The following is a 25,266-nucleotide window of genomic DNA, read 5'->3' as shown; positions in this document are numbered from 1 at the left end:
AGGGGTGGAGATGAGCAAGGTCTTCAGCGCGATGGCGGTCTCGGCCGACGGGTACGTCACCGGTCGCGGTCCCGGCCCCGGGCGAGGGCTCGGTGACGGAGGGATGCTCTTCGACTGGTACTTCGACGGCGACACCCCCAGCCGGGTGTTCGGCGGTTTCAAGCTCAGCGAGCCCAGCGCCCGGGTCTTCGACGCCCTCGCCGGTCGCGTCGGCGCCGTCGTCGCCGGCCGCAACACCTACGAGGACTCCGACCGCTTCGGTGGCGGGAGTCCGCACCCGGCGGCCCCGCTCTTCGTCCTCAGCCACCGGCCGGCGCCGGAGATGACCGACCGCCAGACACTGGTCACGGCCGGGATCGGCGAGGCGGTCGCGGCGGCCCGCGAGGCGGCCGGCGACAAGGACGTCGCGCTCATGGGCGGCGGCGTCGTGACCGAGGCCCTGAAGGCGGGGATGGTGGACGAGCTGGTCCTCCACCAGGTGCCGGTCCTGCTCGGCGCCGGCCGTCCCTACTTCCAGGAGCTGCCCGAGCACGTCCGGCTGCGCCTCGTCGAGGTGGTGCCCGCCCCGGGCGTCACCCACCTCCACTACGAGGTCGAGCGCTGATCCTCATCACCGACGGCCTCGCGATGATCGGCGATGAGGTCGTCGTCCACGACATCGGCAGAACCCACGCCAGGAGATGACCACGATGCTGAACCTCGACGTACGCCGCGTGCTCGACGGCACCTCGCTCGCCCACCTCGCCAGCGTTCTTCCCGACGGCGCTCCCCACTCCGTTCCCGTCTGGGTCGGCACGGAAGGCGACCACGTCGCGATCCTCACCGGCCCGGACTCCCGCAAGGCCCGCAACCTGCGGCGCGACCCGCGGGTCGCGCTCTCCCTGACGCCGGCCGACAATCCGTTCCAGCCGGTCATCGTCCGCGGCAGGGTCGTCGAATGGGTGGAGGGCGACGCCGCCTGGGAGATCATCGATCGGATCTCGACGAAGTACATCGGCGGCCCCTACTCGCGCGACGAGGAGCGGGTCGTCGCGCTCATCGAGCCCGACCGACAGAGCGTGGGCTGAGACGCGTCGTCCCATCGCGCCGGCAGGTGACGGGATACCCGCGCTGATCCCCGGTCTGTGGCCAGGATGGAATAGGCGGTGATCGCCAGGAGGACGGCGGCCTGGGACGGAGGCTGGGATGGGTGAGCGCGGGCTCGGTCTTGACCTGCACCTGGACGTGCCATGCGGCAGCGGGGTCGGGCGGGCCCTGGAAGCGGCGCTGCGTGAGGCGGTGCGCTCCGGGCGGCTTTCGGCCGGCACCCGGCTGCCGGGGAGCCGGAGTCTCGCGGCCGATCTCGGGGTGTCCCGAGGGACGGTCGTTCAGGTCTACGGCCAGTTGATGGCCGAGGGGTGGCTGGCGGGAACGTCGGGGTCGGGCACCTGGGTGGCCGACGTCGGGATGGTGGAGGTCGAACCGCGGGTCGAGCGGCGGGCGAGCCGTCCCGGTCCAGAGATCGATCTACGGCCGGGACGGCCGGACCTCAGTTCGTTCCCGCGTACGGCGTGGGCCTCGGCGGTGCGGCGGGTGTCGGCGTCGGCCGACCCGGCGGCATGGGACTACGGGGAGCCCGGCGGGCTGCCGGCGCTGCGGTCGGCGATCGCCGGTTACGTCGCCCGTACGCGGGGGGTGCGGGCCGGCGCCGACTCGGTGGTGGTGACGGTGGGGTTCGCCCACGGGCTGGCGCTGTTGGGGCGTGCGCTGTGGAGTCTGGGCGTCCGGTGCGTGGCCACGGAGGATCCGGGACTGCCACGGCATCGGGAGCTGCTGCGGGCGGCCGGGATGGACATCGTGCCGCTGAGGGTCGGAGCCGAGGGCGCCGACCCCGCGGGGCTGACGGAGGAGGTGGGGGCCGCGCTGCTCACACCGGCGCACCAGTATCCCCGCGGCGTGGTGCTGGCACCGGACCGCCGGGCCGTCTTCACCGAGTGGGCACGGCGGCGGGACGGCTTCGTGATCGAGGACGACTACGACGGTGAGTTCCGCTACGGCCGGCAGCCGGTCGGGGCGATGCAGGCGCTGGCCCCCGACCGGGTCGTCTTCGCGGGGAGCGCCAGCAAGTCGCTGGCCCCGGGGATGCGCCTCGGCTGGCTCGTCGTGCCGCCGGCGGTACGCGAGCCCCTGCTGAGGGCCGTCGAGGAGACCGGCGCGACGGTGCCCGCCATCGACCAGCTCGCCTTCGCCGATCTGCTGGAGCGCGGCGACTACGACCGGCACATCCGGCGGGTCCGTCTGGTCTACCGGCGGCGGCGCGCGGAACTCGCGGAACGGCTCGCGCGCCCGCTGGACGGGGTGGCCGCGGGTCTGCACGCCCTGATGCCGGTCGGCTCGGTCGAGGAGGAGCGGCGGCTGGTGGCCACCGGCCGCTACGCCGGGCTGCACCTGCACGGCCTGCACACCGCCGGCTACTGGCACGAGCCGGTCGGCGGACGGCAGGCCGCGCTCATACTCGGCTACGCCACGCCTCCTCCGCACGCCTGGCGACGAGCGTTGGAAACGCTGGCCGAGCTCGTCGACGCCGTCGAGGTCAGGTGAAGAACCCGGTGCGCCACGACGGGTGTTCCGGTACCCAGCCGAGGTGCTTGCGCGCGTAGTGGTTGTCGGCTCCCCGCGCCCAGGGCGCCCGGGGAGCCGGGGGCCGGTCCACGGGCGGCGGAGCCCCGACGGCCGCGCAGAAGACGGGCACCCACTTGCGGGCGGGGGCGGGCTCGTCGTCGGTGATGTTGACCGTCGCGCCGGACGGCCAGGCGAGGGCCTGGACGGCGGCGGTGGTGGCGTCCCCCACGTGGACGAAGCTGCTGACGTCGTCATCGGCGGCGAGCGTGCCCGCCTGGGACTTGCCGGCCATGAGCTCGCCGGGCGCGTACCAGGTGCCGGGCCCGTAGAGCAGCCCGTACCGCAGCACCACCCATTCGGGCAGCTCGCGCACCGCGCTCTCCAGCGCCACCACGCCCTCGATGGTCGTCTTACGCGGAGCGGCCGCGGTCAGGTCGAGCGGGGTGCTCTCGTCGGCCGGATCCGGGCCGCCCTCGTACGCCCACGCGATGCTCTGCGCGACGATGCGCCGGACGCCCGCGGCGCGGGCCGCGTCCACCAGATTGCGCGTGCCGGTCTCGCGCATGCGGGCATTGGCGTCGCTGCTGCCCTCGCGCAGGTCGGTGAGCTGGTGCATCACCGTGTCGGGCGCGGCCTTGCCGAGGACGCGTGCGAGCTCCTCCCGGTCGTAGACGTCCCCGATGACGGGGACGCCTCCCGCGGCACGGATGGCGGCGGCGCCGTCGTCGGTACGGGTCAGCGCGGTGACCTGGTGGGCCGCGGCGCGGAGACGAGGGAGGACACGTCGTCCGAGCACACCGGTGGCGCCGGCCAGGAAGACGTGCACGGTCAGGCCCCCGTTTCGGCGGTCGGACGCGGGGCGCGGCGGTCGCGGCGCGCTTCGAGCTCGGCCTCGTCGACCGGGGTCAGCATCGGCTCACCGGGAACGCCGATCATGACGACGACGAAACGCGTCCATCCGTCGGTGAGGTTGTTGGCGGCCTGGTAGTGGATGACGTCGCCGCCGGGCTCCCAGAACGCCTCACCGGCGCGGATCACCCGCTCGGGCTCGCCTTCGAGTTCGAACATCATCTCCCCTTCGAGCAGGTAGCCGAAGACCGGCCCCGAGTGCCGGTGCGGCGGCGTACCCGGGTCGCCCGGCGGCAGCTCGATCGTCGCGGTCATCACCTCGGCGTCGTCGGGGAGGAAGGGCGGAATCTGATGCATCAAGGTCGTGAGAGTGGACATGCCGCCGACGCTAATCCGCCACCGGTTCACGGAAATAGACCACTTGACGCGCGTTCCACTGGACCGGTCGGTCGCTTCCGTACGGCACCGGCGCGGACATCCGGGATGGCCCCGACCGACGCGGGGACGGAGCGTCCCGAGCGGAGCGGTCAGCTCGATCGGGCTCCGCTCGTCCCGGTGACCCGGGCGAAGTCGCGGATCACGGCGCTGTCCGTGCCGGCCGGCCAGACCGGGGCGCAGAGCATCGGCGGCAGGCCGGTCACCGGCACGGTGACGACGTGGGGGTTGTCCGGGCGTACGGCGGCGATCGTCAGATGGACCACGTCTCCCCCGGCGACCAGGACGATCGCCTCCTCCAGCGACGTGGACGTGTGCCGGGGAACCCGGCGGAACGGGACGCCGCCGGGGGTGGCCGATGGTATCCACAGGTCGGCGACCTGCTCCGGCATGTTGCTCGGATACAGGATGTCGTGGTCGGTCAGCTCCTCGGCGTCGACGGCGACGCGCCGGGCCAGCGGGTGCCCGGCCGCCACCAGCACCGCGCGTTCTTCGCGCAGCCACGCCGGGCCGACACTGAAGCCCATGGCCTGGACCAGCGCGAGATCGGCGGGCAGCCAGCCGACGAAGACGTCCACCGGCCAGTCGTCGCCCCAGCGGACCGGGTCGGTGTTGGGATGCGCGGACCGCACCACGGCACAGTTCGGACGGGCCCGTCCGAACGCCCGGATCGGCCCGTCGACCACGGCGTCGGGCAGGCTGGTCGCGACGCCGACCCGGAGCACCTCGGTGCTCGCGCTGCGCCGCGCCTCCCGCAGCGCCCGCTCCATCCGCTCGTACGCGGGCCGGAGCTCGGCGTGCAGGTGTTCGCCCAGCGGTGTCAGCCGGACCCGCCTGCTGGTGCGCTCGAACAGCGGACCGCCGACCCGGCGCTCCAGTGCGCGCACCGCCTGGCTCACGCGCGGCGTGGAGACGCCCAGCCGCGCCGCCGCCCGGCCGAAGTGCAACTCCCGGGCGACATCCAGGAACGCCTCGATCTCCCGCATCTCCATGCACCCATTGTGTCGCCCCGCTTAACGATCGTGGCGCGATCCGTCATTGATCGGTCTTCCCGGCGCGGCCAGCCTGGAAGGGCTATGGGACTCGAAGAGCAAATTCCCGGCGGTTTCCTTCTCACGACCGTCGAGGCGGTGGCCGGCATGGCCCGTAAGTCGTCGATGTGGCCGATGACGTTCGGGCTGGCCTGCTGCGGCATGGAGCTGATGGCCGTCGGTGACCCGCGGCACGACTTCTCGCGGTTCGGCATGGAGCGCCCGTCGGGCTCGCCCCGGCAGGCGGACCTCATGGTCGTCGCCGGGCGGGTGAGCCAGAAGATGGCGCCGGTGCTGCGGCAGTTGTACGACCAGATGGCCGCGCCGAAGTGGGTCATCGCGATGGGCGTGTGCGCCTCGTCGGGCGGCATGTTCAACAACTACGCCGTCGTCCAGGGCGTCGACCACATCGTGCCGGTCGACATCTACCTGCCCGGCTGCCCGCCCCGGCCGGAGATGCTGCTGGACGCCATCGTCAAGCTGCACGACAAGGTCCAGAACACGAGACTGGGCGCGCACCGACGGGCGGAGATCGTGGCCGAGGAACGCGCCCGCCTGACGCGACTCCCCCTGGCCGACGCCTGCTCGACCGCCCACTGAGGCTCCGGCTCCGCCGCGTCATCGATGCCGGGGACGTTCGTCGTTTCAGCGACGAACATCCCCGGCACCGACGGCCGTCCGTCAGGCGGCGGCGCGTTCGCCGGCAGGACGGCGGCGGAGACGCCCCTGCTGGAGGGCCGGCGGCACGTACGCCTGGTCGAGCGTGCCGACGTCGGTGCCCGGCGGGACGATCTCGTCGATCCGGTCGAGGACGTCGTCGGTGAGCGTCACGTCGATGCCGGCCAGAAGGTCGTCGAGGTGGCTCATCGTGCGCGGCCCGACGATCGCGCTGGTCACGCCGGGATGAGTGATCGCGAACGCCATGGCGAGGTGGGTCAGCGGCAGTCCGGCCTCCTCGGCCAGCGAGATGAACCGCTCGACGGTTTCGAGACGGCGTTCGTCGTTGACGTGCTTGACGAAGGCGGCGCGGCGGAGTTCGTTCGGCTCACCCTTGCGGACACGCCCGGTGAGCAGTCCCTGCCCGAGCGGGCCCCACACCAGCATGCCCATCCCATGGCGTTGGGCGACCGGCAGCACCTCGCGTTCGATGCCGCGGTTGAGCAGCGAGTACGGCGGCTGCTCCGTGCGGAACCGTGCCAGACCGCGCCGGTCGGCGACCCACTGGGCTTCGACGATGTCGGACGCCGGCATGCCAGACGTCCCGATCGCACGGACCTTCCCGCTGTGGATCAGGTCGGAGAGCGCGGAAAGCGTCTCCTCGATGTCCGTGGTGGGGTCCGGCCGGTGGATCTGGTAGAGGTCGACGTGGTCGGTCCGCAGGCGGCGCAGCGAGTTCTCGACCGCGGTCACGATCCACCGCCGCGAGGCGCCCTGGTGATTGGGGTCGTCACCCATCGAACGGCTCACCTTGGTCGCGAGGACGACCTCGTCCCGTCGCCCCTTGAGCGCCTTCCCGACGATCTCTTCGGAGTCCTGGTAGGCGTCGGCCGTGTCGATGAGGTTGATCCCCGCGTCCAGCGCCTTGTGGATCATGCGGGCCGAGTCGCCGGGGTCGGGGTTGCCGACGGACGTCGCGAACATCAACGCGCCGAGCGCGTAGGGACTGACCTTGATACCGGTCCGGCCGAGCGTGCGGTACTGCATACGGAAGATGCCTCTTTTCGCGGAAAGGAGCGGAACGAGCTACCACGCCGGCGAATCCGCACCAGGCGGATATGGCAGTCGTGTGGCTGCCGCATGTGCCACGCGGCGGCTCTTCGGTGCTCGTCTCGTCGAACCCGCAGGTGCCGCCGGTCCGCCGAGCCGGTTCCCAGCCTGCGGCGGTACGGGCGCCGGCGGAAGAGACGTCCTTATCCGGGGACGGGCCGTCCCTGGCTGCGTCCGGTGTCACAGGGCATGGTGGAGGCGTGGACCGAAGCGAACTCGCCGACTTCCTGCGCCACTGCCGCGCCCGGCTCGCCCCGGCCGACGTGGGACTGTCGCAGAGCGCACGGCGCCGCACCCCGGGACTGCGCCGCGAGGAGGTGGCGCAGCTGGCGGGCATGTCCACCGACCACTACACGCGGCTGGAGCAGGCCAGAGGCTCACGCCCGTCTCGTCCGATGCTCGCCGCCGTCGCCCGCGCGCTGCGGCTGACCGACGACGAACGAGACCACCTGTTCCATCTGGCCGGTGAGGAGCCTCCCCGCAACCGGCCGACCACGGAGCACGTCCGCCCCGGCCTGCTCCTTGTCCTCGACCGGCTGACCGACACCCCCGCCCGAGTGGTGAGCGACCGCGGCGACGTCCTCGCGCAGAACGCGATGGCCAGGGCGCTTCACGGGGACGCGTCCGCCCGCCCCGAGGCGGAGCACAACGTCGTCTGGCGCTACTTCACGGACCCCGCCGCACGGGAACTCTTCCCGGCCGATGACCGTGACCGCGCCGCCCGCACGGCGGTGGCGGATCTGCGCGCCACACTCGCCCGCCGCCCGGACGACGCGTGCCTGGCAGCGCTCGTACGCCGGCTCCGCGCCCGCAGTGAGGAGTTCTCGGCGCTGTGGGACGCCCACCACGTCGCCGTACGCCGCAGCGACGTCAAGCGCTTCCTGCACCCGGTCGTCGGCCTGCTGGAACTGGACTGCGAGGTGCTGCTGAGCCCGGAGCACGACCAGCGGCTGGTCGTCTACACCGCCCGCCCGGGCAGCGAGTCCTACGAGCGGCTGGAGCTCCTGCGCGTGATCGGCCTCCAGAATCTGACCCCCGGCTGAACCGCTTCGGCGGGTGCGCCGGGCCTGGCGGCGTGACCGCGATCAGCATCGTCAGTGCCGAGGATGTTCGTCGCTGAGACGACGAACATCCTCGGCACTGACGGCTCCCCCGGGTAAGAAGGCCTGGACGGGCCAGGCCGTCTCCGGGATCACGGGGTGAGCGTCACGGTGCTGTCCGCCTAGGACCTGTCCGGTGGATCTTGGCGTTTGGCTGAGGTCGATCTTGCGGCGGGCTTTGATGGTGGGTCATGGCCCGGCGACATGAGTTAACCGATGCGGCCTGGCAGCGGATCGAGCCGTTGCTGCCTGCCCAGCCGGCCCGCGGCGGGCGGTGGCTGGATCACCGCACCGTGCTGAACGGGATGTTGTGGAAGCTGGCCACCGGCGCGCCGTGGCGGGACCTGCCCGAGCGGTATGGGAACTGGAAAACCGTCTATGAGCGGTATCGCCGGTGGGCCGGTGACGGCACCTTCGATGCGATCCTGGCCCATCTGCAGGTCCACGACGATGCGGTCGGCCGGCTGGATTGGACCGTCAGCGTCGACTCCACCATCGTGCGGGCACACCAGCACGCGGCCGGAGCCCGCAAAAAGGGGATGACGCAGGGACGAACCGGACACGCCAGGCGCTCGGGCGATCCCGCGGCGGACTGACCACCAAGATCCACCTGGTCTGCGACGGACGCGGTCTGCCCCTGGCGTTCTGCATCACGCCCGGCAACATCAACGACTGCACCCGCCTGGTCCAGGTCATCGAATCCATCCGCATCCCCCGGCCCGGCGCGGGACGACCCCGGATACGGCCCGATCGGCTGATCGCCGACAAGGGCTACTCCACCAACAAGATCCGCACCTACCTTCGAGGCCGGCAAATCCCCCACACCATTCCCGAACGATCCGACCAGCAGGCGATCCGCACACGGCGCGGACACCGCCCCTGCGGGTTCGACCCGGGCATCTACCGGCTCCGCAACGTCATCGAACGCTGCTTCAACCGCCTCAAGCAATGGCGCGGCATCGCCACCCGATACGACAAGCTCGCCCGCCACTACCGGGCAGGCATCACCCTGGTCTCCGCACTGCTGTGGATCACCACGTGATCCACCGGACAAGCCCTAGCCGTCGCCGAGGCGCGCGGTGATGGTGACGTTCGAGGGCGAGTCGACCGGCACCGTCGACTCGCCGGAAAGCATTGGGACAACTGAGCGAAAAGCTCGTCGATAACGGCTCGCTACCTCGAAATAATGGGATCAGCCCATCCACAGACGCCGTTCGGCCGAGCCATCAGCACACCACGACGCCGGACCGTCATGGGCGGTCGGACGCCCCCTCGCCGCCCCACTCGACCACGGCCACTTCGACACAGTCGCCACCGTTGGCCGTGCTCCGCGCGGCCTTTCGCCACGTCACCGCCAGCTCCACGCAGTCGCCGCCGTTCGAACCGCTGCGAGTCGGCTTCCGCCACGTCAGGTCGTCCATTGCTCCGACTTCCTCCGGATCAACTCGATCGACTGTCGCCTGGGGAGGGCGTCCGCGCGGAACACCTCGAACATTCGCCGCAGGGCCGCGACGTCGTGGGGATTGCCGATCACCTCTCCGCTGAGCTGACTGTCAACGTAGGCCAGTTCGGCTCCGCCGTCGAGGGTCGCGATGGCGAAGGGACCCGTGAATCCGGCGCACGCCTCGGCGCTCGCCGGGACGATCTGGACGATGACGTTCTCCCGCTTGGCCATGGCCGCCAGGTGCAGGAGCTGGTCGGCCATGACCTTGGCGCCGCCGACGTTCTGGCCGAGCACGCTTTCGGCGATGACGGCGACCAGTACGGGCGGCGAGTCCTCCCGGGAAAGGATCGCCTGGCGGTCCAGCCGTGCGCTGACCATGTCCTCCAGGTCGGCGATGTCGTGCGGAAGTGCCCGCAGCACCGCGCGGGCGTAGTCCTCGTTCTGCAGCAGACCCGGGACCACGGTCGACTGGAATGACAGCAGCGAGGTGGCCCGACGTTCGGCCACCAGCCACTTGTCGAGCCACTCGGGCGGGACCTCGCCGGCGACGAGTTCGTCGATGATGCGGGTCAGGATGTCGCTCGTGCCGAGGAGCGGGATGAGGCGTTCGAGATGCTCCGGCCTCGGCAGCATTCGCGGGACCTCCCACGCGGCGACCAGGGAGTCCGAGACGAAGAGGGCCTTCCCCACCGCCGCCCGGCTCAGCCCTTTCGCCTCGCGAGCGCGGCGAAGCTCCTTCGCGACGAATACTCGTGCCGTCATCCGGTTTCCGCTCATCGACCCGTACCCTTTCGCCCGAAATGGGAAGCGTCCCATTCGCCCGGTAACAGTGGAGCGCTCCCTAGCGTACGCACATGATCACGCTCCGTGTCCAGATATTCGTCACGTCGGATGCGAAAAGCTCGGTGACCAATGGACCAGAGGTCCGGAAAGGCGGGATTCGCCACTTCTCACGGCCGATTAGCCGAGCATTCGGCACGCACCGCCCTCACGGTCGATCGTGTGGCGGGAGGTCGGCAGAAGGATTGCGCGTCGCTCGGCGTCCGGTGAGTTGCGATCGTCCCGACTTCCGGGACGATCTCCGACAAACCGACAATCGAGAGACAACGAAGGGATCTTGCCATGAGCGAGACCATCACGTCACCGGCGCCGAGCGTTCCGACTCCCAAGGACCTGATCATGTCGTCGCGGCTGCGCGAGCTCGTCCGTCTGGGGATGGTCTCGCCGCTGGACCGCGACGCCGTTCTGAAGGTCGCCACCACCGCGCAGGTGGTCGAAATCGTCGACGGCGGCTTCGACCTCATGCGCTACCGCCGGATGCGGACTGTGGCGACGCACCCGGAGTCGGTCGAGATCCTCACCCTCGAACGGGAACTCGGCAAGGGCGCCGGTAATGCGTACGTCGACATCCGTCGGGTCGCCACCGGCGTCACTCACGACCAGGTGAAGGACGTCATCGAGAACCACGACCTCGGATGGGGCTATCTCCCCCTGTTCCGTGCCACCGGGTCACACGCCAAGACGCTCGAACTGCTCAAGGACGGTGTCGATGGGCACCAGTACGTCCGGGTGCACGAGTACGCCGGCAGCCACGAGAACACCCTTGAGGTGATCGCGGTGACCGGACCCGAACTGTACGCGCCGCTCGCCGGCGACTACATCTACCTGGGTGCGAACGGGGTGTCGCACGCGGAGGCGATGGAGGTCATCGTCGCCGCCCGCGACAAGAACATCAACCCCGCCCTGTACCTGTCCTACCGTGGGCTGCACCACGCCAACCGGCCCGGCGACGTCGCGCTGGGCCACCGCGAGGCGCTCCAGGAGGCCGTGAAGCACCCCCTGTAGCGGCTCACCCGATCCCCGTCGGCCCCCACTCCTCGAAACGGAGTGGGGGCCGAACGTCGTCATCAGGTGTTGCGCCTTCGGAGGCGCCGCCGACATTTTGGCCGACCCCGCTTTCAGCGATGATGGCAGCCAATGCGGGCGCGAAAAGCTCGGTGACCAATGGATCGGAGGCGCGGAAAGGCGGGATTCGCCGCTTTTCACGGCCGGTTAGCCGAGCATTCGGCACACGCCGCCTTGACCTCGTTGACGCCCCCGGCGGCGCAGCCCTCAGGGTCGGCCGAGCACGTCCTCAGGACTGATCGAGGGCGGGAATCCCGTGCTGGCACCCCACATCTCCGCGAACCGGCCGTCGTCGAAACGGAAGATCTCGAACAGCATGGGCTGCGCGCCGTCCGGGGTCTCGATCCCCTCGACGGTCGAGCGGACGGCGGCCCTGTCGCCGTCGACCAGGATGTCCTGGGCGACGACACGCATACTGGGGAACCGGGCGGTGAGCATCCGCCAGGCGTCCTTACCCGCCGCAAATCCGGTGGTGCCGAGCGGATGGCTGAAGAAGCCAGGCGTGTGCAGGTCGGCGGCCTGGTCGAATCGCCGGGTGTTGAAGCACTCCTGCATCCGCTGGATCAGGGCACTGGCGTCATCGCGTGTAGTCACCGGCGATCTCCTCACGGCTGATGGGGCCGGTCACAGTGAGCGGCGCGGTCCCATAACCGGTGCGCCGCCCCGGTTATGGTTCCGATGATAAGCGGTGCGCCGCCCCGGTTATGCTGATATCGACATGTCCGGCCATCCTCACAAGGCCGTCCCGGCGGCTCCCGGGAGCGACCGTGGGCTGCGCGCCGACGCGCGCCGCAACCGCGAGCGGGTGCTTCGCACCGCGCAACGCCTGTTCGCGACCGAAGGCCTCGGCGTCTCGCTGGATGAGATCGCGCGCCGCGCAGATGTCGGTCCCGGCACCGTTCATCGGCACTTCCCTACCAAGGAGGCGCTCTATCTCGCCGTCGCGACCGATCAGCTCGAGCGGCTGGTCGCGGAGGCGGAAGCGCTCGCCGCCACGGACGACCCCACGGCCCTGTTCACGCTGCTGTCCCGGATGATGGCCAACGGCGCCGAGAACGCGGCGGTCAAGAGCGCGCTCGCGGCCGCCGAGTTCGACTTGCGCACCGCCGCGCCGAACGTCGCAGCGGACCTCACCCGCCATGTCGCGGACCTGCTCGGCCGCGCGCACGCCTCCGGCATCGTGCGTGACGACGTCACCGTTGACGAGGTGATGGCACTGGTCGCCGGCGCCTTCGCCGCGATCCGCCACGCCGGCGCGGAGACCAGTCCCGAGCGCTCGGCACACCTCGCCCGGCTCATCCTCGACGGGCTACGGTCCCAGCCTCGGTGAGCGCAGGTGAGTGTCGATGCCGCCGACCGGCCGTGACGTGGTGGTGACGACCGGCCCGAAAGGCAGGGGGATCACCGGACCACGCTGAGCGGCTCATGCCGGGAAGCTGAGACGTCCGTCGTGGACGCGGACGATCCGGTCCGCGGCGGTGAGGTGGGTGCGGTCGTGGGTGACCAGGACCGTGGCGGTGGCCCGCTGGTGGGTGAGGCGGGTGAGCAGGTCGATGATCGCGGCACCGCGTTCGTGGTCGAGGGCGCTGGTGGGCTCGTCGACGAGGAGGACGGTGGGGTCGTTCATCAGGGCGCGGGCGATGTTGACCCGCTGGCGCTGGCCGCCGGAGAGCTGGTGGGGACGCCGACCGGCCTGCTCGGCCAGACCGACCGCGTCGAGCAGGTCCATCGCCCTGGGCCGGGCCTTGGCCGGGGAGCGACCGTCGATCTGGGCCATGACCTGGAGTTGTTCGGCGGCGGTGAGGGAGGGCAGCAGGTTCGGCTGCTGGAAGACGATGCCGATCTTGTCGCGGCGTAGGGCGGTCAGCTCGCCGCGTGTCATCCCGGTGGTGACGGTGCCGTCGATGGCGACGGTGCCGGCGTCGGGTGTGATGAGGGTGGCGGCGACGGCCAGCAGGCTGGACTTGCCGGAGCCGGAGGGGCCGACCACCGCGGTGAGACCGCCCTCGGGCACCTCCAGGTCGACGTGGTCGAGCGCGGTGACGCGACCGTCGCCGTCGGGGTAGGTGAGGGTGATGTCGGTCAGGGTGAGGCTCAACGGGCGCTCCCGAGGGCGGTCAGCGGGTCGACGGACGTGATGCGGCGGACGGACAGGGCGGCCCCGATCGCGCCGAGGAGGATCATCACGGCGGCGGGGAAGAGCACGGTGGCGAGGGTGAGGACGAAGGGCACGGACGAGCCCGCGACGAGCGCGCCGAGGGCGACGGCGACGGCGGTGCCGACGAGGGTGCCGCCGGTCAGCAGGACGATGGCCTGGCCGAGGGCGTCACGCAGGAGACCGGCGGTGGAGGCGCCCAGCGCCTTGAGGATGGCGACGTCGCCGCTTCGCTGAATGGTCCAGACGGTGAAGAACGCCCCGATGACCAGCGCGGAGATGGCGAACAGGAAGCCGCGCATCAACTGCAGCGAACCGTTCTCGGAGGTGTAGGAACCGATCGCGGACAGCGAGGCGCCCTTGGACACCGTCCTGGTGCCCGCCGCCTTGTCGGCGGCCTTCACGTCGGCGCGGGAGGTCGTGGTCAGGGCGATGACGGTGGCGGTCGGGCCGTCAGCGGCCGGGCCTCCGGCGGTCAGGCCGTCAGCGGCCGGGCCTGCGACCGCCGCACCTCCGGCGGGCGGGCCTTCGGGTCCGGTGGGAGGGGCGGTCCTTCGCCAGACGTCGAGGCTGGTCCAGATGACCGGGGTGTGGCTGAAGTGGGCGTCGCCCCGGATCGCGGCGACCGTCAGTTCCCGCCCGGCGAGGGTGAGGGTGCCGCCGGGCCGTACGCCGAGGTCGTCGGCGGCGGAGGCGGACAGCACCGCCGTGTGCTCGCCGATCCCGGCACCGTCCGGCGCGAGCGCGGAGCCGGGCCGGACGCCGAAGGCCGAGACGCCGACGGTCTTGGCGCCGGCGACGGCCCGGGTGACGGTGATGCCCAGTGGTTCGGCGCCCGTCACGCCGGGGGTGCCGGCCCACTGGCGCCACTGCCTCGCGGTGACGGTGGAGTTCGCGTACGACAGGGCCGCTCCCCCGCTGGGCGCGTTGAACGCGATCCGGTCGGCGCGCAGACCGGTGATCGCGGAGACGTTCTGCCGGCCCAGCCCGGCGGTCAGCCCGGACAGCAGCCCGACGAGCACGGTGATCAGCACGATGACGGTCCCCATCAGGGCGAAGCGCCCCTTGGCGAACCGCAGATCTCTCCAGCCCACGAACACGGCTTGGACCTGTCCTCTCGACGGCGGAACGGTACGTCTCCACCATCGCCGTCGCCCCCGGTCCGCACATCCGGCCCACGACACGACCTCCCGGTTCGAACGGTGGCGGATGGGTTCTAACTTTTGATGGAGGCCTCCGCCGAGGCTCGGCTTCTAGGCTGGAAGGACCGTGAACACCACCGCCCCCGCCCTGACCGTCACCGTCCGGGCCCTGACCTGGTGCCTGCACGTGCTGACCGCCGGCCTGCTGGCTCTCGCCGCCGTCCGGACCATGGCCGGAGGCGGGTCGTACGCCGTGGCCGCCGTCGCGGTGGCCGCGCTGCTCGGGCTGGTGTACGCGGCGGGTCCGCTGCTGCCCCGCGTCGGCCGGTCCCGCCGGGCCGCCGCCGTGTGGCTCGCCGCCGTGGGCGTGGTGTGGCTGGTGCTGCTGGCCCTGTCCGCCGACGGAGTGTGGTTGGCCTTTCCCCTGTACTTTCTCCAGCTTCACCTGCTGCCCCGGGGCGCGGGCCTGGTCGCGGTGGTCGCCACCGCGCTCGCGGCGATCATGACCTTCGCCGCCCATCAGGGCTCCTTCACGCCCGCCGCCGCGATCGGCCCGACCCTCGGCGCGGCGGTGGCGGTCGCGGTGGTGTGGGGATATCAGGCCCTGTACCGGGAGGGCGAACGGCGCCGGATGCTGATCGAGGAGCTCACCACCACCCGCGCCGATCTCGCCGCCGCTCAGCACACCGCGGGGGTGCTGGCCGAGCGCGAGCGCCTGGCCCGAGAGATCCACGACACCCTCGCCCAGGGCTTTTCCAGCATCCAGTTGCTGCTGCGCGCGACCGAGCGCGCGCTGCCCGGCAGGCCCGATGCCGCCGCCCGCTACGTGGACCAGGCCCGTCAGGCCGCCGTGGACAACCTCGCCGAGGCCCGCCGCTTCGTCGCCGCCCTCACCCCGCCCGCCCTGGAGGGCACCAGCCTGGCCGGCGCGCTGGAGCGGCTGTGCGTCACCATCTCCGCCCGCCACCGGCTCGCCGTGTGCTTCCACCTCTCCGGTGACCCGGTGCCGATGCCGACCGCGCAGGAGGTCGCGCTGCTCCGCGTGGCCCAGTCCGCCCTGGCCAACGTCGTCCAGCACGCCCACGCCACCACCGCCGAGGTCACCCTGAGCTACCTCGACGACGACGTCACCGTGGACGTGGTCGACGACGGGATCGGCTTCCACCCCGACCGGCCGCCGGTCCCCGACCCGGCCGACGGCGGGTTCGGACTCGCGGCCATGCGTTCCCGCATGGCCGCCCTCGACGGCACCCTGACCATCGAGTCCGCCCACGGTCACGGCACCGCTCTGGCCGCCCGGCTTCCCCTGACTCGAGTCGCCGCGGACCCCGTACCCGGGACCACCCCGTGACCGCCTCTCTGATCCCGGCCGCGTGCCCCGCATCCGAGGCCCGCCCGTGACCGATGCGCCCATCCGCCTGCTGCTGGCCGACGACCACCCCGTGGTGCGGGCCGGGTTGCGCGCCGTGCTGGAGACCGAGCCCGGCATCACCGTGGTGGCCGAGGCCGCCACCGCCGAGGAGGCCGTCCTCCGCGCCGCCGCCGGCGACGTGGACGTCGTCCTGATGGACCTGCGGTTCGGCGAGGGAATGACGGGCGCCCAGGCCACCGCCGCCATCACCGCCCGCCCCGGAGCCCCCCGCGTCGTGATCGTCACCACCTACGACACCGACGCCGACACGCTGGCCGCCATCGAGGCCGGGGCCACCGGTTACCTCCTCAAGGACGCCCCGCCCGAGGAACTGGCGGCCGCCGTGCGCACCGCCGCGGCCGGCCGTGCCACGCTGGCTCCTGCCGTCGCCGACCGGCTGATGAACAGGATGCGCAGCCCCGCGACCGCGCTGACCCGGCGCGAGACCGAGGTCCTCGCGCTCGTCGCCGACGGCCTGTCCAACCAGGCGATCGGCCGACGGCTCCACCTCACCGAAGGCACCGTCAAATCCCACCTGGCCCGCGTCTACGCCAAGCTCGGTGTCGACTCCCGTACCGCCGCCGTAGCCACCGCGACCGACCTCGGCCTCATCCGCCGCTGACCGAACGGGCGATCCCGGCGGGTCGTCATCGGCGGGGGGCGTCCCACCGGGCGGCCGGGAACGGGCTCAGTGGTTCTTGGCCTCGCCGCGTTCGTGGATCAGGGCGGCCAGCTCAGCGAGGGCCCGGTTGGCGCGCTCGCCGTCGGAGGCCTGGATGCCCATGACGGGGGCGGTCGAGCCGTCGGCGAGGTCGAGAGTGGGCCAGGGCGCGCCCTCGGACATCGTGATGCCGAGCAGCTCGGCCCATTCGTACTCGTGCGTGAGCAGGCCGTTGACGACCGTGAGGCCCTCGTCGTCGGCGGTCACCCGGCTGCGGGCGAGGATGTGCAGGACCCCGGCGACGGCCAGCCCGATCGCCACCAGGCCGATCCGGTCGCCGAGGCTCCAGGGCGCCGGCATGACCACGGCGAGAGCGATCATGCTGAGAATGACCACCGCCGCGAGGACGTACGGGACGATCCTGGCCCGCCGGGGTCGCCACGTCGCCGTGGTCATGAGGGTGCCGCCGCCTTACGGAATCAGTCGACTTACGGGATCAGTCGACGATCTTGCTGATCGGGATCTCGAGGATGTCGCGGGCGCCCGCCGCCTTCAGCGCCGGGATCAGGGTGTTGACGCCGTGCTTGGCGACGACGCTCTCCACCGCGTGCATCTCGCCGCCGGCCAGCGGCGTGACCGTGGGGGACGACATCGACGGGATGATGTCCAGGACGCTCTGCAGCGCGCCGTTCTCGACGTTCAGCTTGAGCAGGACGTTGCCGCGCGCCCGGATCGCGCCCTGCAGCAGCAGCGCGATGTCCTCCATGGCCGCGCGCTTTTCGGCGTCCTCGTACGCCTCGCGGTTGGCGACCAGCTCGGTGTAGCTGGTCAGGAGGGTGTCGAGGATGCGCAGGCCGTTCTTGCGCAGCGACGACCCGGTCTCGGTGAGGTCGACGATCACGTCGACGATGTCGGGGACCTTCGCCTCGGTCGCGCCGTACGACGGCACGACCCGCGCCTTCACGCCGTGCTTGGCGAGGAACCGCTCGGTGAGGGCGGGGAACTCAGTGGAGATCCGCACGCCCTCGGGCAGGTCGGAGACGGTCTGCCAGGGCGCGTCGTTCGGCACGGCCATGATGACGCGCACCGGGTTGGACGTGGCCTTGGAGTACTTCAGCTCACCGAGCGAGACGACGTCGGAGTCGGTCTCGGTGATCCAGTCGCGCCCGGTGATGCCGAGGTCGAACAGGCCCTGTTCGAGGTACGTCGGGATCTCCTGCGGGCGCAGGACGCGGACCCGGTCGATCCGGGGGTCGTCGATGGAGGCGCGGTAGTCGCGCTCGGAGGCCCGGCGGACGGTCAGGTCGGCGGCGTCGAACAGCTCGAACGTCGCCTTCTCCAGGGAGCCCTTGGGCAGCACGAGTGACAGCACGGTTCAGCAGGCCTTTCTTCGAAAGAGATGGGTTTCGCGGCGTCGACGCTCAGGAGCCCAGATGCTCCGCGTCATGCCGCGCGTGACCGTGGTGCCGAAGACCTCGCAGGGTCAGTGCCGTATCGAGTGCGGCCACGGTCGCCTCCATCCCTTTGTCCTCGCGGCTGTCGTCCAGCCCGCAGCGGTCCAATGCCTGGTCGATCGTCTCACATGTTAGTACGCCGTTACCGACGGGGGTGCCCTCATCCAGGGCAACCCTCGTCAAACCCGCGGTGACGGAGTCGCAGACATAGTCGAAATGGGGCGTATCGCCGCGGATCACCGCACCCAGGCAGACGACCGCGTCATTGTCGCGGGCGAGCTGCTGGGCCACGACCGGGATCTCCAGCGCGCCGGCCACCCGTACGACGACCGGATCGGCGACCCGGCACTCCTTGGCCGTGGCGACGGCCCGCTCCAGCAGCCGGTCGGTGATCCGCGTGTGCCACCGGGTGCAGACGATCCCCAGCCGCAGCCCGGAGGCGTCGACGAACGTCTCCCCCGGGCGTCCGATTCCACTCATGCGCTTTCCTTAGTCCGAGGAGTTGCCAGAGGCGCGATGCTCATCAGCCGCCCGCTCATCCGAGATCTCCGATCTCATGGCCCAGCCGGTCGCGCTTGGCGGCGAGGTAGCGCCGGTTGTGCTCGGTGACGAGGACGGGCAGCCCGATGCGCCCGCGCACCTCGACGCCGAAGCGCTCCAGCCCCGCGACCTTGGCCGGGTTGTTGGTCAGCACCCGGACGGACCGGACGCCCAGGTCGAGCAGCATCTGCGCGGCGTTGCCGTACTCCCGGGCGTCCACCGGCAGGCCGAGCTCGAGGTTGGCGTCGACGGTGTCGGAGCCGTCGTCCTGCCGCTGGTACGCCCGCAGCTTGGCGACCAGCCCGATGCCCCGGCCCTCGTGGCCGCGGAGGTACAGCACCACGCCGCGCCCCTCGGCGGCGATCGCGCCCATCGCGGCCTCGAGCTGGGTGCCGCAGTCGCAGCGCTCCGAGCCCAGCACGTCGCCGGTCAGGCACTCGGAATGGGCCCGTACGAGGACGTCCTCGCCGTCGCCCAGGTCGCCGTACACGAGGGCGACGTGCTCACCGTCGTCCAGGTGGCTGGCGTACCCGATCGCGCGCCACTCGCCGTACCGGTTCGGGATGCGGGTCTCGGCGGCCCGCTCGACCATCCGCTCGGTGCGCTTGCGGTACTCCACGAGCTGCTCGATCGAGATCAGCTTGAGGTCGTGTTCCTTGGCGAAGATCTCCAGCTGCGGCAGCCGCGCCATCGTGCCGTCGTCGTTGACGACCTCGGCCAGCACCCCGGCCGGGGTGAGCCCGGCCAGCCGGGCCAGGTCGACGGCGGCCTCGGTGTGCCCGCGCCGCCGCAGCACCCCGCCCTGGCGGTAGCGCAGCGGGAAGATGTGCCCGGGGCGGACCAGTTCGTACGGCTCGGTCGCCGAGTCGGCGAGCACGCGGATCGTGTGGGCGCGGTCGGCGGCGGAGATGCCGGTGTCGACGCCGTCGCGAGCGTCGACGCTCACGGTGTACGCCGTGCGCATCCGCTCGTGGTTGTGCGCCGTCATCAGCGGGATCTGCAGCCGGTCCAGGTCCCGGCCCTCCATGGGCACGCAGATCACGCCGCTGCTGTACCGGATCGTGAAGGCGACCAGCTCCGGCGTCGCCTTGGCGGCGGCGAAGATGATGTCGCCCTCGTTCTCCCGGTCGGCGTCGTCGACGACGAGCACGGCCTTGCCGGCCGCGATGTCCGCGATCGCCTCCTCGACGCTGTCGAGACTCATGCCGCCACCACCTTGGGCTCGGTGTGCCGCCGCTGCCGGCGGTACTGCTTCAGCCAGTCACGGAAACCGGCCAGGACGAGGATGAAGAAGATTCCGTACGCCGCGCCGGAGACGTACAGCCCGGACTTGAACGCCAGGGGGACGCCCACCAGGTCGACGAGGACCCAGATGACCCAGAAGTCGACGAGTGCCCGGCTCTGCGCGTACGTCGCCACCGCGCTGCCGACGAAGATGTACGCGTTGGCCAGCGGCGACCACGAGATCTGCAGCCAGGGGATGTTCGCGAACAGGAGCGCGACCGCGACGGTGCCCACCGCGAGCGTCCCGACGAGTGCCAGGCGCTCCCGCCCGGTGGCCGGGCGCACCGGCAGCTCCCGGCTCTCGCGGAGGCCGCGCAGCCACCGGGCCCAGCCGTACGAGGCGAGCATGAGGAACATCACCTGCTTGAGCGCGTTGCCCGGCGCGTGCGCGCTGACCGAGGCGACCAGCAGGAGGACCGCGCCGGTGAGCTGCACCGGCCACGTCCAGAGCGTGCGCCGCATCGCCAGCCACACCGTGGCCAGGGACAGGACGTTGCCCACGAGGTCGGTCCACAGGACCTTCTCGCCGAGGACGGTGATCCCCGCCTGCGTCCAGGAGCTCACTTGACCGCTCCCGCGGTGACGAGCCGCTCGACGTACTTGGCGACGACGTCGACCTCGAGGTTGACCGGGTCGCCGGGGCCCTTGCGGCCCAGCGTGGTCAGTTCGAGCGTCGTGGGGATCAGCGCGATCGTGAAGGCGTCGTCGCGCGCCTCGACGACGGTCAGGCTGACCCCGTCGACCGTGATCGAGCCCTTCTCGACGACGTAGCGGGCGAGCCGCTGCGGCAGTTCGACCGTCACGACCTCCCAGCGTTCGCCCGGCTCGCGGGAGACGATCCGCCCGACGCCGTCGACGTGGCCCTGGACGATGTGGCCGCCGAGCCGGTCGGCCGCCCGGACGGGGCGCTCGAGGTTGACCGGTGAGCCCGGTTCCAGCGCGGCGAGGCTGGACCGGTCCAGTGTCTCCTTCATGACGTCGACGGTGAACGCGTCGTCCTTGAATTCGGTCACGGTGAGGCAGACCCCGTTGACCGCGATGGACGCGCCGTGCGTGGCGTCGGAGACGACGAGAGGGCCGCGCACCGTGAGCCGGGCGGAGTCCCCCGCCGGTTCGAGCGCGATCACCTCGCCCAGCTCCTCGACGATTCCGGTGAACATTCAGGTCTCCCTTCGGGCCGCTACCGGCCGGGTGGGGGTTTCGACGGCCGGCCTGACCGCGGTGATCCGCAGGTCCGTGCCGATCCGGGTGACGTCGTCGATCTCCAGGTGGTGGGCCGCGGCGAGCGTGGCGACACCGGCGTCGCCGAGGGCGGCCGGGCCCGCGCCGAGCAGCCGGGGGGCGAGGTAGGCGACGACCCGGTCGACCAGGCCGGCGGCCACGAACGAGCCGGCGAGAGTGGGGCCGCCTTCGAGGAGGACGGAGACGATCTGCCGCTCGCGCAGCTCGGCGAGCAGGGCGGTCAGGTCGAGGCCGCCGTCGTCGCGCGGCAGGCGTACGACGGCGACGCGGCCCTCCAGCGCGGTGGCGTCGGTGTCCTCGGCCACGGCGATCAGGGTCGGGGCCTCGTCATCCAGGACCCGGCTGGTCAACGGCGTGCGCGCCCGGGTGTCGGCGACGACGCGCAGCGGCCGGCGCGGGGTGAGCCGGTGATCGTGCCGGTGGACCCCGCGCACGGTGAGCCGGGGATCGTCGGCGAGCACCGTGCCGGAGCCGGCGACGATCGCGTCGCAGCGCGCGCGGAGCTCGTGGACGTCGTGCCGGGCCTCGGGGCCGGTGATCCACTGGCTGCTGCCGTCGGCGGCGGCCGACCGGCCGTCGAGCGTGGCGGCGAACTTCCAGGTCACGTGCGGCCGGCCCAGCCGGGTGCAGGTGAGCCATTCGGCGTTGACCCGTTCGGCCTCGGCGGCGAGCAGCCCCTCCTCCACCTCGACGCCCGCCTCGGCGAGCCGGCGGGCGCCGCCGCCCGCGACGGGGTGGGGGTCGGCGACCGCGTACACGACGCGCCGGACACCGGCCTCGATGACGGCCTCGGTGCACGGGCCGGTACGGCCCTGGTGATCGCAGGGTTCGAGGGTGACGAGGAGGGTGCCGCCCTCGGCGCGGCCGGCGGCCTCCCGGAGCGCGACGACCTCGGCGTGCGGGCCGCCGGCGTAGGCGTGGTACCCCTCGCCCGCGACCTGTCCGGCGGCGTCGAGGACGACGCAGCCGACGACGGGATTCGGGCTGGTCTCACCGCGGGCGCGGGCGGCGAGCGCCAGCGCCCGGCGCATCGCGCGCTCCTGCGCGGGATCAACGAACACCCGGGCCTCCCTGATCAGGCTCCGGGTGCGCGGCAAGGCCGCAGGGGCCATGCCCCGAAGGACACGGCCGCGTGCTGCCTCCCATCCGGACTTTAACCGTCGGTCCCGGAGTTCCACCGGGTCAACCGGCCGATGGTTTCGGCCGGGTCGCGGACTGTCACCGCCGGTTCGGACTTTCACCGACCCCGGAGCACGCTTTCACTGACTCACAACCAGTGTGCCATGCCGGGCATTCCGTGCCACATGTGAGGATGCACACGCGTCCACATCTGGACAAGCAAGCGCTCGCTTGGTAGCGCGACCAGGGTCGGCGCGCGAACGCTTCTCGCGCCTCTGGTTCCATATAGGTCGAATGTCGTTCTGGTTGGAGAGATGAGGGCGGGCCGATGACGCAGCGGACGGAGTGGATCGAGCCTGGAGCGTTCCAGGTCGCGCCGGGTGTGCACCGCATCCCGCTACCGCTCCCGAGCGACGGCCTGCGCGCCGTCAACGTCTACGCCATCACCGGCGAGGACGGCCTGGTGCTGATCGACGGCGGCTGGGCGCTGGAGGAGTCCCGGCGGCAGCTGGAGGCGGCGCTGAAGGAGCTCGGCCACGGCCTCGGGGACATCACCCGGTTCCTCGTCACCCACGTCCACCGCGACCACTACACGCAGGCGGTCGCGGTCCGCCGGGAGTTCGGCACGCGGGTCAGCCTCGGCATCGGCGAGCGGCCCACGCTCGAACTCCTCACCCGGCCGGTGCGCCGGGAGGACTCCCCGCAGCTCGCTCGGCTCCTCGCCTGCGGCGCGGGCCCGCTCGTGGAGCGGCTGAAGGCCGCCTGGAAGGAGGGCGGTCAGGACCGGCTCGACTGGGAGATGCCCGACGACTGGATCGACGGCCGCACCGCGGTGCCGCTCGGCGAACGCGAGCTCCTCGCCGTCCCCACGCCGGGCCACACGCGGGGGCACCTCGTCTTCGCCGACCTCGACGCCGGGCTGATGTTCGCCGGGGACCACGTCCTGCCGCACATCACGCCGTCCATCGGCTTCGAGAGCGCGCCGGACACGTCCCCGCTCGGGGCGTACCTCGACTCCCTCCGGATCGTCCGGGAGATGCCCGACCTGCGGCTCCTGCCCGCCCACGGGCCGGTCACCGACAGCGTGCACGCCCGCGTCGACGCCCTGCTGGAGCACCACGCCGAGCGCCTCGACGCGAGCGAGGCCGCGGTCACCGCCGGCTCCGGCACGGCGTACGAGACGGCGCGCGCGCTCACCTGGACCCGGCGTGGCCGCGCCTTCGACGATCTGGACCTGTTCAACCAGATGCTGGCCACGACCGAGACCCAGGCGCACCTGGAGGTGCTCGTCACCCAGGGCCGGCTGCGCGGCCGCGCGGACGGCGACGGCGTGACGATCTACGAGACGCCGTGAGTCAGGGGGCGTACGCGCCGCTCGCCCGCTCGCGCAGGGAGCGGACGGCCTCGGCGGGGTCGTCGGCGGAGTAGACCGCCGACCCCGCCACGAAGACGTCCGCGCCCGCCTCGGCGCAGCGCTCGATCGTCTCGGCGCCCACGCCGCCGTCGACCTGCAGCCAGACGTCGAGGTCCCGGCCCTTGATCAGGTCACGGGCGCGGCGCACCTTCGGCAGCACCATGTCGAGGAACGACTGCCCGCCGAAGCCCGGCTCGACCGTCATCATGAGCATCATGTCGATCTCGGGGAGCAGGTCGGCGTACGACTCGACGGCGGTGCCCGGGTTCAGGGCGAGACCCGCGCGGGCGCCCGCCGAACGGATCGCCCGCAGCGTGCGGATCGGGGCGCTCGCGGCCTCCGCGTGGATGGTCACGCTGCCCGCGCCGGCCTCGGCGTAGCCCGGCGCCCACCGGTCCGGGTCCTCGATCATGAGGTGGCAGTCCAGCGGCAGGGGCGTGACCTTGAGCAGCGACTCGACGACCGGCAGCCCGAGCGTCAGGTTGGGAACGAAGTGGTTGTCCATCACGTCGACGTGGATCCAGTCGGCGTTGGACACCGCCGTGACCTCGTCGGCGAGGCGGGCGAAGTCGGCGGACAGGATGCTGGGAGCGATTTGCACGGCCATGATGCCGTCAAGTTTAAAGACGGCGGTCCGCGCGCCGACCGCGGGCGGCGCGGTTCACGCCGGTGACCGTCGCTCATCCGTCCTCGGGAGCGCGGGCGGCGCGGTTCACGCCGGCGGCCGTCGCTCACCCGTCCTCGGGAGCGCGGGCGCCGGGGCGGCGGGCGTCGAGGTCGGCGGCGGCGGACTTCAAGGCCTCGACGGTGACCGCGACGGACGGGCGGCGCACGCTCGCGGTCCGCACGACGGCGTACACGTAGCGGGTCATCGCCCGGGGCAGGCTGCGCACCGCGATGCCCGGCACGCCCAAAGTGAGGGCGAGGCTGGGGATGGCGGCGACGCCGACGCCCCGGGCGACGAGGCCGAGGATCGTGCCGAGGCCCTCGAACTCCCACGGCATCGACGGGGCGCCGCCGACGTCCGTGAGGAGCCGGTCGAACGCCTCGCGCGACGGTTCGCCGGGCGGCGCCGCCATCCACGGCTCCTCCCGGAGACGCCGCAGGTCTAGCCGGACGTCCGGGTCGGCCGCCCAGTGGTCGGACGGCACGACCAGGACGACCGGGTCGTGCATGAGGAGCGTGAACCGCAGGCTGCCGCCCCCGCGCGTCGGCAGGCGGCCCGTCCAGTCGTCGATCAGCGCGACGTCGACCTCGCCGGAGCGCACCTGCGGCAGGCCGTCGCCGGCGCTCTGGCGGAGCTGGAACGTCAGGCCCGAATGCCGGCGCAGACCGTGCGCCAGCGCCGGCGCGAACGCCACGGCCGCGGTCGGGAACGCGGTGAGGACCACGTGCCCCGAGGGCTCGGGCTCGGCCATGTCGGCCTCGGCGAACTCGATCATCCGGAGGATGCGCTCGGCGTGCCGGACGAGCCGTCGGCCGGCATCGGTCAGCTCGGCGCTGCGCGCGGTGCGGTCGAGGAGCGTCGCGCCGACCTCCCGCTCGAGCACGGCGAGTTGCTGTGACACGGCCGACGCGGTGTAGCCCAGCGCCTTCGCGGTGGCCGCGATGCTGCCGCGCTCGGCGAACTCGCGTAGCAGGCGGAGCCGCCGGACGTCCAGCATAAGCGCATCTTATGCAGACCAGCGGAAAGCCTCGCTTGTGGTGATGCA

Annotated in this window: 29 protein-coding genes and 1 riboswitch; of the genes, 11 read left to right on the top strand and 18 right to left on the bottom strand. The window is 71.9% G+C overall.

Features of this window, described 5'->3' with window-relative positions; translation table 11 throughout:
• Positions 1-10 precede the first annotated feature (10 nt).
• The 3 genes from ABD978_RS23365 to pdxR all read left to right on the top strand — a co-directional run bounded on the left by ABD978_RS23365 (position 11) and on the right by pdxR (position 2,580).
• Complete coding sequence (locus ABD978_RS23365; protein WP_345358256.1) at positions 11-604, top strand: dihydrofolate reductase family protein; 594 nt, start codon at positions 11-13, stop codon at positions 602-604.
• Between the two features lie 76 nt (positions 605-680).
• Positions 681-1,067, top strand: coding sequence for a PPOX class F420-dependent oxidoreductase (locus ABD978_RS23360; RefSeq protein ID WP_345358254.1), 387 nt, complete (start codon positions 681-683; stop codon positions 1,065-1,067).
• Positions 1,068-1,185: 118 nt separating this feature from the next.
• Entirely contained in the window at positions 1,186-2,580 is a 1,395-nt protein-coding gene (gene pdxR, locus ABD978_RS23355) for a MocR-like pyridoxine biosynthesis transcription factor PdxR (protein ID WP_345358251.1), read from the top strand.
• Here pdxR and ABD978_RS23350 read toward each other — a convergent pair.
• The 3 genes from ABD978_RS23350 to ABD978_RS23340 form a co-directional block, all read right to left on the bottom strand.
• Complete coding sequence (locus ABD978_RS23350) at positions 2,573-3,427, bottom strand: NAD-dependent epimerase/dehydratase family protein (RefSeq protein ID WP_345358248.1); 855 nt, start codon at positions 3,425-3,427, stop codon at positions 2,573-2,575. The two genes, pdxR and ABD978_RS23350, sit on opposite strands and share 8 nt — an antisense overlap.
• A 2-nt stretch (positions 3,428-3,429) precedes the next feature.
• Positions 3,430-3,828, bottom strand: a complete 399-nt coding sequence (locus ABD978_RS23345) for a cupin domain-containing protein (RefSeq protein WP_345358245.1) — start codon at positions 3,826-3,828, stop codon at positions 3,430-3,432.
• Between the two features lie 149 nt (positions 3,829-3,977).
• Positions 3,978-4,877 carry a LysR family transcriptional regulator gene (locus tag ABD978_RS23340; protein WP_345358242.1) on the bottom strand — a complete coding sequence of 300 codons (900 nt, stop codon included), beginning with the start codon at positions 4,875-4,877 and terminating at the stop codon, positions 3,978-3,980.
• 84 nt (positions 4,878-4,961) lie between these two features.
• Here ABD978_RS23340 and ABD978_RS23335 point away from each other — a divergent pair, with 84 nt between their 5' ends.
• Positions 4,962-5,516 (top strand): NuoB/complex I 20 kDa subunit family protein, encoded by a 555-nt coding sequence (locus ABD978_RS23335; RefSeq protein ID WP_345358239.1) that lies wholly within the window; start codon positions 4,962-4,964, stop codon positions 5,514-5,516.
• An 81-nt stretch (positions 5,517-5,597) separates the two neighbouring features.
• On the opposite strand, the gene ABD978_RS23330 is transcribed toward ABD978_RS23335, so the two are convergent.
• Positions 5,598-6,620, bottom strand: coding sequence for an aldo/keto reductase (locus ABD978_RS23330; RefSeq protein ID WP_345358236.1), 1,023 nt, complete (start codon positions 6,618-6,620; stop codon positions 5,598-5,600).
• A 263-nt stretch (positions 6,621-6,883) separates the two neighbouring features.
• Here ABD978_RS23330 and ABD978_RS23325 point away from each other — a divergent pair, with 263 nt between their 5' ends.
• Both ABD978_RS23325 and ABD978_RS23320 read left to right on the top strand, forming a co-directional pair.
• The gene (locus tag ABD978_RS23325; protein WP_345358233.1) at positions 6,884-7,726 is read left to right on the top strand and encodes a helix-turn-helix transcriptional regulator; all 843 of its coding nucleotides are present in this window, start codon (positions 6,884-6,886) and stop codon (positions 7,724-7,726) included.
• A 248-nt stretch (positions 7,727-7,974) separates the two neighbouring features.
• Positions 7,975-8,825, top strand: a protein-coding gene (locus ABD978_RS23320; protein ID WP_425550747.1) for an IS5 family transposase whose coding sequence is annotated in 2 segments (ribosomal slippage) — positions 7,975-8,332 and positions 8,332-8,825 — 852 coding nt in all. Because the reading frame shifts where the segments join, the coding sequence is not laid out codon by codon here.
• 208 nt (positions 8,826-9,033) lie between these two features.
• Here ABD978_RS23320 and ABD978_RS23315 read toward each other — a convergent pair.
• A complete protein-coding gene (locus ABD978_RS23315; protein ID WP_345358230.1) occupies positions 9,034-9,204 on the bottom strand; it encodes a DUF397 domain-containing protein in 171 nt (56 codons plus the stop codon).
• Positions 9,192-9,989, bottom strand: coding sequence for a helix-turn-helix domain-containing protein (locus ABD978_RS23310; protein ID WP_345358227.1), 798 nt, complete (start codon positions 9,987-9,989; stop codon positions 9,192-9,194). Before ABD978_RS23310 ends, ABD978_RS23315 begins: the two co-directional genes overlap by 13 nt.
• Positions 9,990-10,349: 360 nt before the next feature.
• Between ABD978_RS23310 and ABD978_RS23305 the strand changes: the two genes are divergently transcribed.
• Entirely contained in the window at positions 10,350-11,072 is a 723-nt protein-coding gene (locus ABD978_RS23305; RefSeq protein WP_345358224.1) for a hypothetical protein, read from the top strand.
• 267 nt (positions 11,073-11,339) lie between these two features.
• On the opposite strand, the gene ABD978_RS23300 is transcribed toward ABD978_RS23305, so the two are convergent.
• Complete coding sequence (locus tag ABD978_RS23300; RefSeq protein WP_345358221.1) at positions 11,340-11,726, bottom strand: ester cyclase; 387 nt, start codon at positions 11,724-11,726, stop codon at positions 11,340-11,342.
• Between the two features lie 94 nt (positions 11,727-11,820).
• On the opposite strand from ABD978_RS23300, the gene ABD978_RS23295 reads away from it, so the two are divergent.
• Positions 11,821-12,462 carry a TetR/AcrR family transcriptional regulator gene (locus ABD978_RS23295; protein ID WP_345358218.1) on the top strand — a complete coding sequence of 214 codons (642 nt, stop codon included), beginning with the start codon at positions 11,821-11,823 and terminating at the stop codon, positions 12,460-12,462.
• A gap of 93 nt (positions 12,463-12,555) precedes the next feature.
• On the opposite strand, the gene ABD978_RS23290 is transcribed toward ABD978_RS23295, so the two are convergent.
• Positions 12,556-13,230 (bottom strand): ABC transporter ATP-binding protein, encoded by a 675-nt coding sequence (locus ABD978_RS23290; protein WP_345358215.1) that lies wholly within the window; start codon positions 13,228-13,230, stop codon positions 12,556-12,558.
• Positions 13,227-14,381, bottom strand: coding sequence for an ABC transporter permease (locus ABD978_RS23285; protein WP_425550746.1), 1,155 nt, complete (start codon positions 14,379-14,381; stop codon positions 13,227-13,229). The genes ABD978_RS23290 and ABD978_RS23285 overlap by 4 nt, the downstream gene beginning before the upstream one ends.
• 175 nt (positions 14,382-14,556) lie before the next feature.
• Between ABD978_RS23285 and ABD978_RS23280 the strand changes: the two genes are divergently transcribed.
• A complete protein-coding gene (locus ABD978_RS23280) occupies positions 14,557-15,780 on the top strand; it encodes a sensor histidine kinase (protein WP_345358209.1) in 1,224 nt (407 codons plus the stop codon).
• A 46-nt stretch (positions 15,781-15,826) separates the two neighbouring features.
• A complete protein-coding gene (locus tag ABD978_RS23275) occupies positions 15,827-16,462 on the top strand; it encodes a response regulator (protein ID WP_345358206.1) in 636 nt (211 codons plus the stop codon).
• A gap of 66 nt (positions 16,463-16,528) precedes the next feature.
• On the opposite strand, the gene ABD978_RS23270 is transcribed toward ABD978_RS23275, so the two are convergent.
• Genes ABD978_RS23270 through ribD form a run of 7 tightly spaced genes read right to left on the bottom strand, consistent with a single transcriptional unit; the run spans position 16,529 to position 22,082 of the window.
• Positions 16,529-16,957, bottom strand: coding sequence for a PH domain-containing protein (locus ABD978_RS23270; RefSeq protein WP_345358203.1), 429 nt, complete (start codon positions 16,955-16,957; stop codon positions 16,529-16,531).
• Between the two features lie 40 nt (positions 16,958-16,997).
• The gene (gene hisG, locus ABD978_RS23265) at positions 16,998-17,873 is read right to left on the bottom strand and encodes an ATP phosphoribosyltransferase (RefSeq protein ID WP_345358200.1); all 876 of its coding nucleotides are present in this window, start codon (positions 17,871-17,873) and stop codon (positions 16,998-17,000) included.
• Between the two features lie 49 nt (positions 17,874-17,922).
• Entirely contained in the window at positions 17,923-18,435 is a 513-nt protein-coding gene (gene ribH, locus ABD978_RS23260; protein WP_345358197.1) for a 6,7-dimethyl-8-ribityllumazine synthase, read from the bottom strand.
• Between the two features lie 55 nt (positions 18,436-18,490).
• A complete protein-coding gene (locus ABD978_RS23255; RefSeq protein ID WP_345358194.1) occupies positions 18,491-19,699 on the bottom strand; it encodes a bifunctional 3,4-dihydroxy-2-butanone-4-phosphate synthase/GTP cyclohydrolase II in 1,209 nt (402 codons plus the stop codon).
• Entirely contained in the window at positions 19,696-20,343 is a 648-nt protein-coding gene (gene pnuC, locus ABD978_RS23250; RefSeq protein WP_345358191.1) for a nicotinamide riboside transporter PnuC, read from the bottom strand. Before pnuC ends, ABD978_RS23255 begins: the two co-directional genes overlap by 4 nt.
• Positions 20,340-20,939 (bottom strand): riboflavin synthase, encoded by a 600-nt coding sequence (locus ABD978_RS23245; protein WP_345358188.1) that lies wholly within the window; start codon positions 20,937-20,939, stop codon positions 20,340-20,342. The genes pnuC and ABD978_RS23245 overlap by 4 nt, the downstream gene beginning before the upstream one ends.
• Entirely contained in the window at positions 20,940-22,082 is a 1,143-nt protein-coding gene (gene ribD, locus ABD978_RS23240) for a bifunctional diaminohydroxyphosphoribosylaminopyrimidine deaminase/5-amino-6-(5-phosphoribosylamino)uracil reductase RibD (protein ID WP_345358185.1), read from the bottom strand.
• Between the two features lie 67 nt (positions 22,083-22,149).
• Positions 22,150-22,280: riboswitch (FMN riboswitch) on the bottom strand.
• Between the two features lie 188 nt (positions 22,281-22,468).
• On the opposite strand from ribD, the gene ABD978_RS23235 reads away from it, so the two are divergent.
• The gene (locus ABD978_RS23235; RefSeq protein WP_345358182.1) at positions 22,469-23,494 is read left to right on the top strand and encodes an MBL fold metallo-hydrolase; all 1,026 of its coding nucleotides are present in this window, start codon (positions 22,469-22,471) and stop codon (positions 23,492-23,494) included.
• Between the two features lies 1 nt (position 23,495).
• Here the strand turns inward: ABD978_RS23235 and rpe are convergent, their stop codons facing one another.
• The gene (rpe, locus tag ABD978_RS23230; RefSeq protein ID WP_345358179.1) at positions 23,496-24,161 is read right to left on the bottom strand and encodes a ribulose-phosphate 3-epimerase; all 666 of its coding nucleotides are present in this window, start codon (positions 24,159-24,161) and stop codon (positions 23,496-23,498) included.
• A gap of 124 nt (positions 24,162-24,285) precedes the next feature.
• On the bottom strand, positions 24,286-25,218 hold the full coding sequence (locus tag ABD978_RS23225) for a LysR family transcriptional regulator (RefSeq protein ID WP_345358176.1): 933 nt from the start codon (positions 25,216-25,218) through the stop codon (positions 24,286-24,288).
• Between the last annotated feature and the right edge of the window lie 48 nt (positions 25,219-25,266).

Origin of the sequence: Actinoallomurus liliacearum (assembly GCF_039542035.1) — a bacterium.
Classification (GTDB): domain Bacteria; phylum Actinomycetota; class Actinomycetes; order Streptosporangiales; family Streptosporangiaceae; genus Actinoallomurus; species Actinoallomurus liliacearum.
This window is presented reverse-complemented; position numbering and strand designations above follow the sequence as displayed.

Excerpts from the sequence above, each read along its gene's own strand:
- ribH (WP_345358197.1), bottom strand. The coding sequence starts at position 18,435 with ATGAGTGGAATCGGACGCCCGGGGGAGACGTTCGTCGACGCCTCCGGG.
- ABD978_RS23345 (WP_345358245.1), bottom strand. The coding sequence starts at position 3,828 with ATGTCCACTCTCACGACCTTGATGCATCAGATTCCGCCCTTCCTCCCC.
- rpe (WP_345358179.1), bottom strand. The coding sequence starts at position 24,161 with ATGGCCGTGCAAATCGCTCCCAGCATCCTGTCCGCCGACTTCGCCCGC.
- pdxR (WP_345358251.1), top strand. The coding sequence starts at position 1,186 with ATGGGTGAGCGCGGGCTCGGTCTTGACCTGCACCTGGACGTGCCATGC.
- ABD978_RS23310 (WP_345358227.1), bottom strand. The coding sequence starts at position 9,989 with ATGACGGCACGAGTATTCGTCGCGAAGGAGCTTCGCCGCGCTCGCGAG.
- ABD978_RS23360 (WP_345358254.1), top strand. The coding sequence starts at position 681 with ATGACCACGATGCTGAACCTCGACGTACGCCGCGTGCTCGACGGCACC.
- ABD978_RS23315 (WP_345358230.1), bottom strand. The coding sequence starts at position 9,204 with ATGGACGACCTGACGTGGCGGAAGCCGACTCGCAGCGGTTCGAACGGC.
- ABD978_RS23365 (WP_345358256.1), top strand. The coding sequence starts at position 11 with ATGAGCAAGGTCTTCAGCGCGATGGCGGTCTCGGCCGACGGGTACGTC.
- ABD978_RS23225 (WP_345358176.1), bottom strand. The coding sequence starts at position 25,218 with ATGCTGGACGTCCGGCGGCTCCGCCTGCTACGCGAGTTCGCCGAGCGC.
- ABD978_RS23255 (WP_345358194.1), bottom strand. The coding sequence starts at position 19,699 with ATGAGTCTCGACAGCGTCGAGGAGGCGATCGCGGACATCGCGGCCGGC.
- ABD978_RS23335 (WP_345358239.1), top strand. The coding sequence starts at position 4,962 with ATGGGACTCGAAGAGCAAATTCCCGGCGGTTTCCTTCTCACGACCGTC.
- ABD978_RS23305 (WP_345358224.1), top strand. The coding sequence starts at position 10,350 with ATGAGCGAGACCATCACGTCACCGGCGCCGAGCGTTCCGACTCCCAAG.
- ABD978_RS23245 (WP_345358188.1), bottom strand. The coding sequence starts at position 20,939 with ATGTTCACCGGAATCGTCGAGGAGCTGGGCGAGGTGATCGCGCTCGAA.
- ABD978_RS23340 (WP_345358242.1), bottom strand. The coding sequence starts at position 4,877 with ATGGAGATGCGGGAGATCGAGGCGTTCCTGGATGTCGCCCGGGAGTTG.
- ABD978_RS23330 (WP_345358236.1), bottom strand. The coding sequence starts at position 6,620 with ATGCAGTACCGCACGCTCGGCCGGACCGGTATCAAGGTCAGTCCCTAC.
- ABD978_RS23235 (WP_345358182.1), top strand. The coding sequence starts at position 22,469 with ATGACGCAGCGGACGGAGTGGATCGAGCCTGGAGCGTTCCAGGTCGCG.
- ABD978_RS23270 (WP_345358203.1), bottom strand. The coding sequence starts at position 16,957 with ATGACCACGGCGACGTGGCGACCCCGGCGGGCCAGGATCGTCCCGTAC.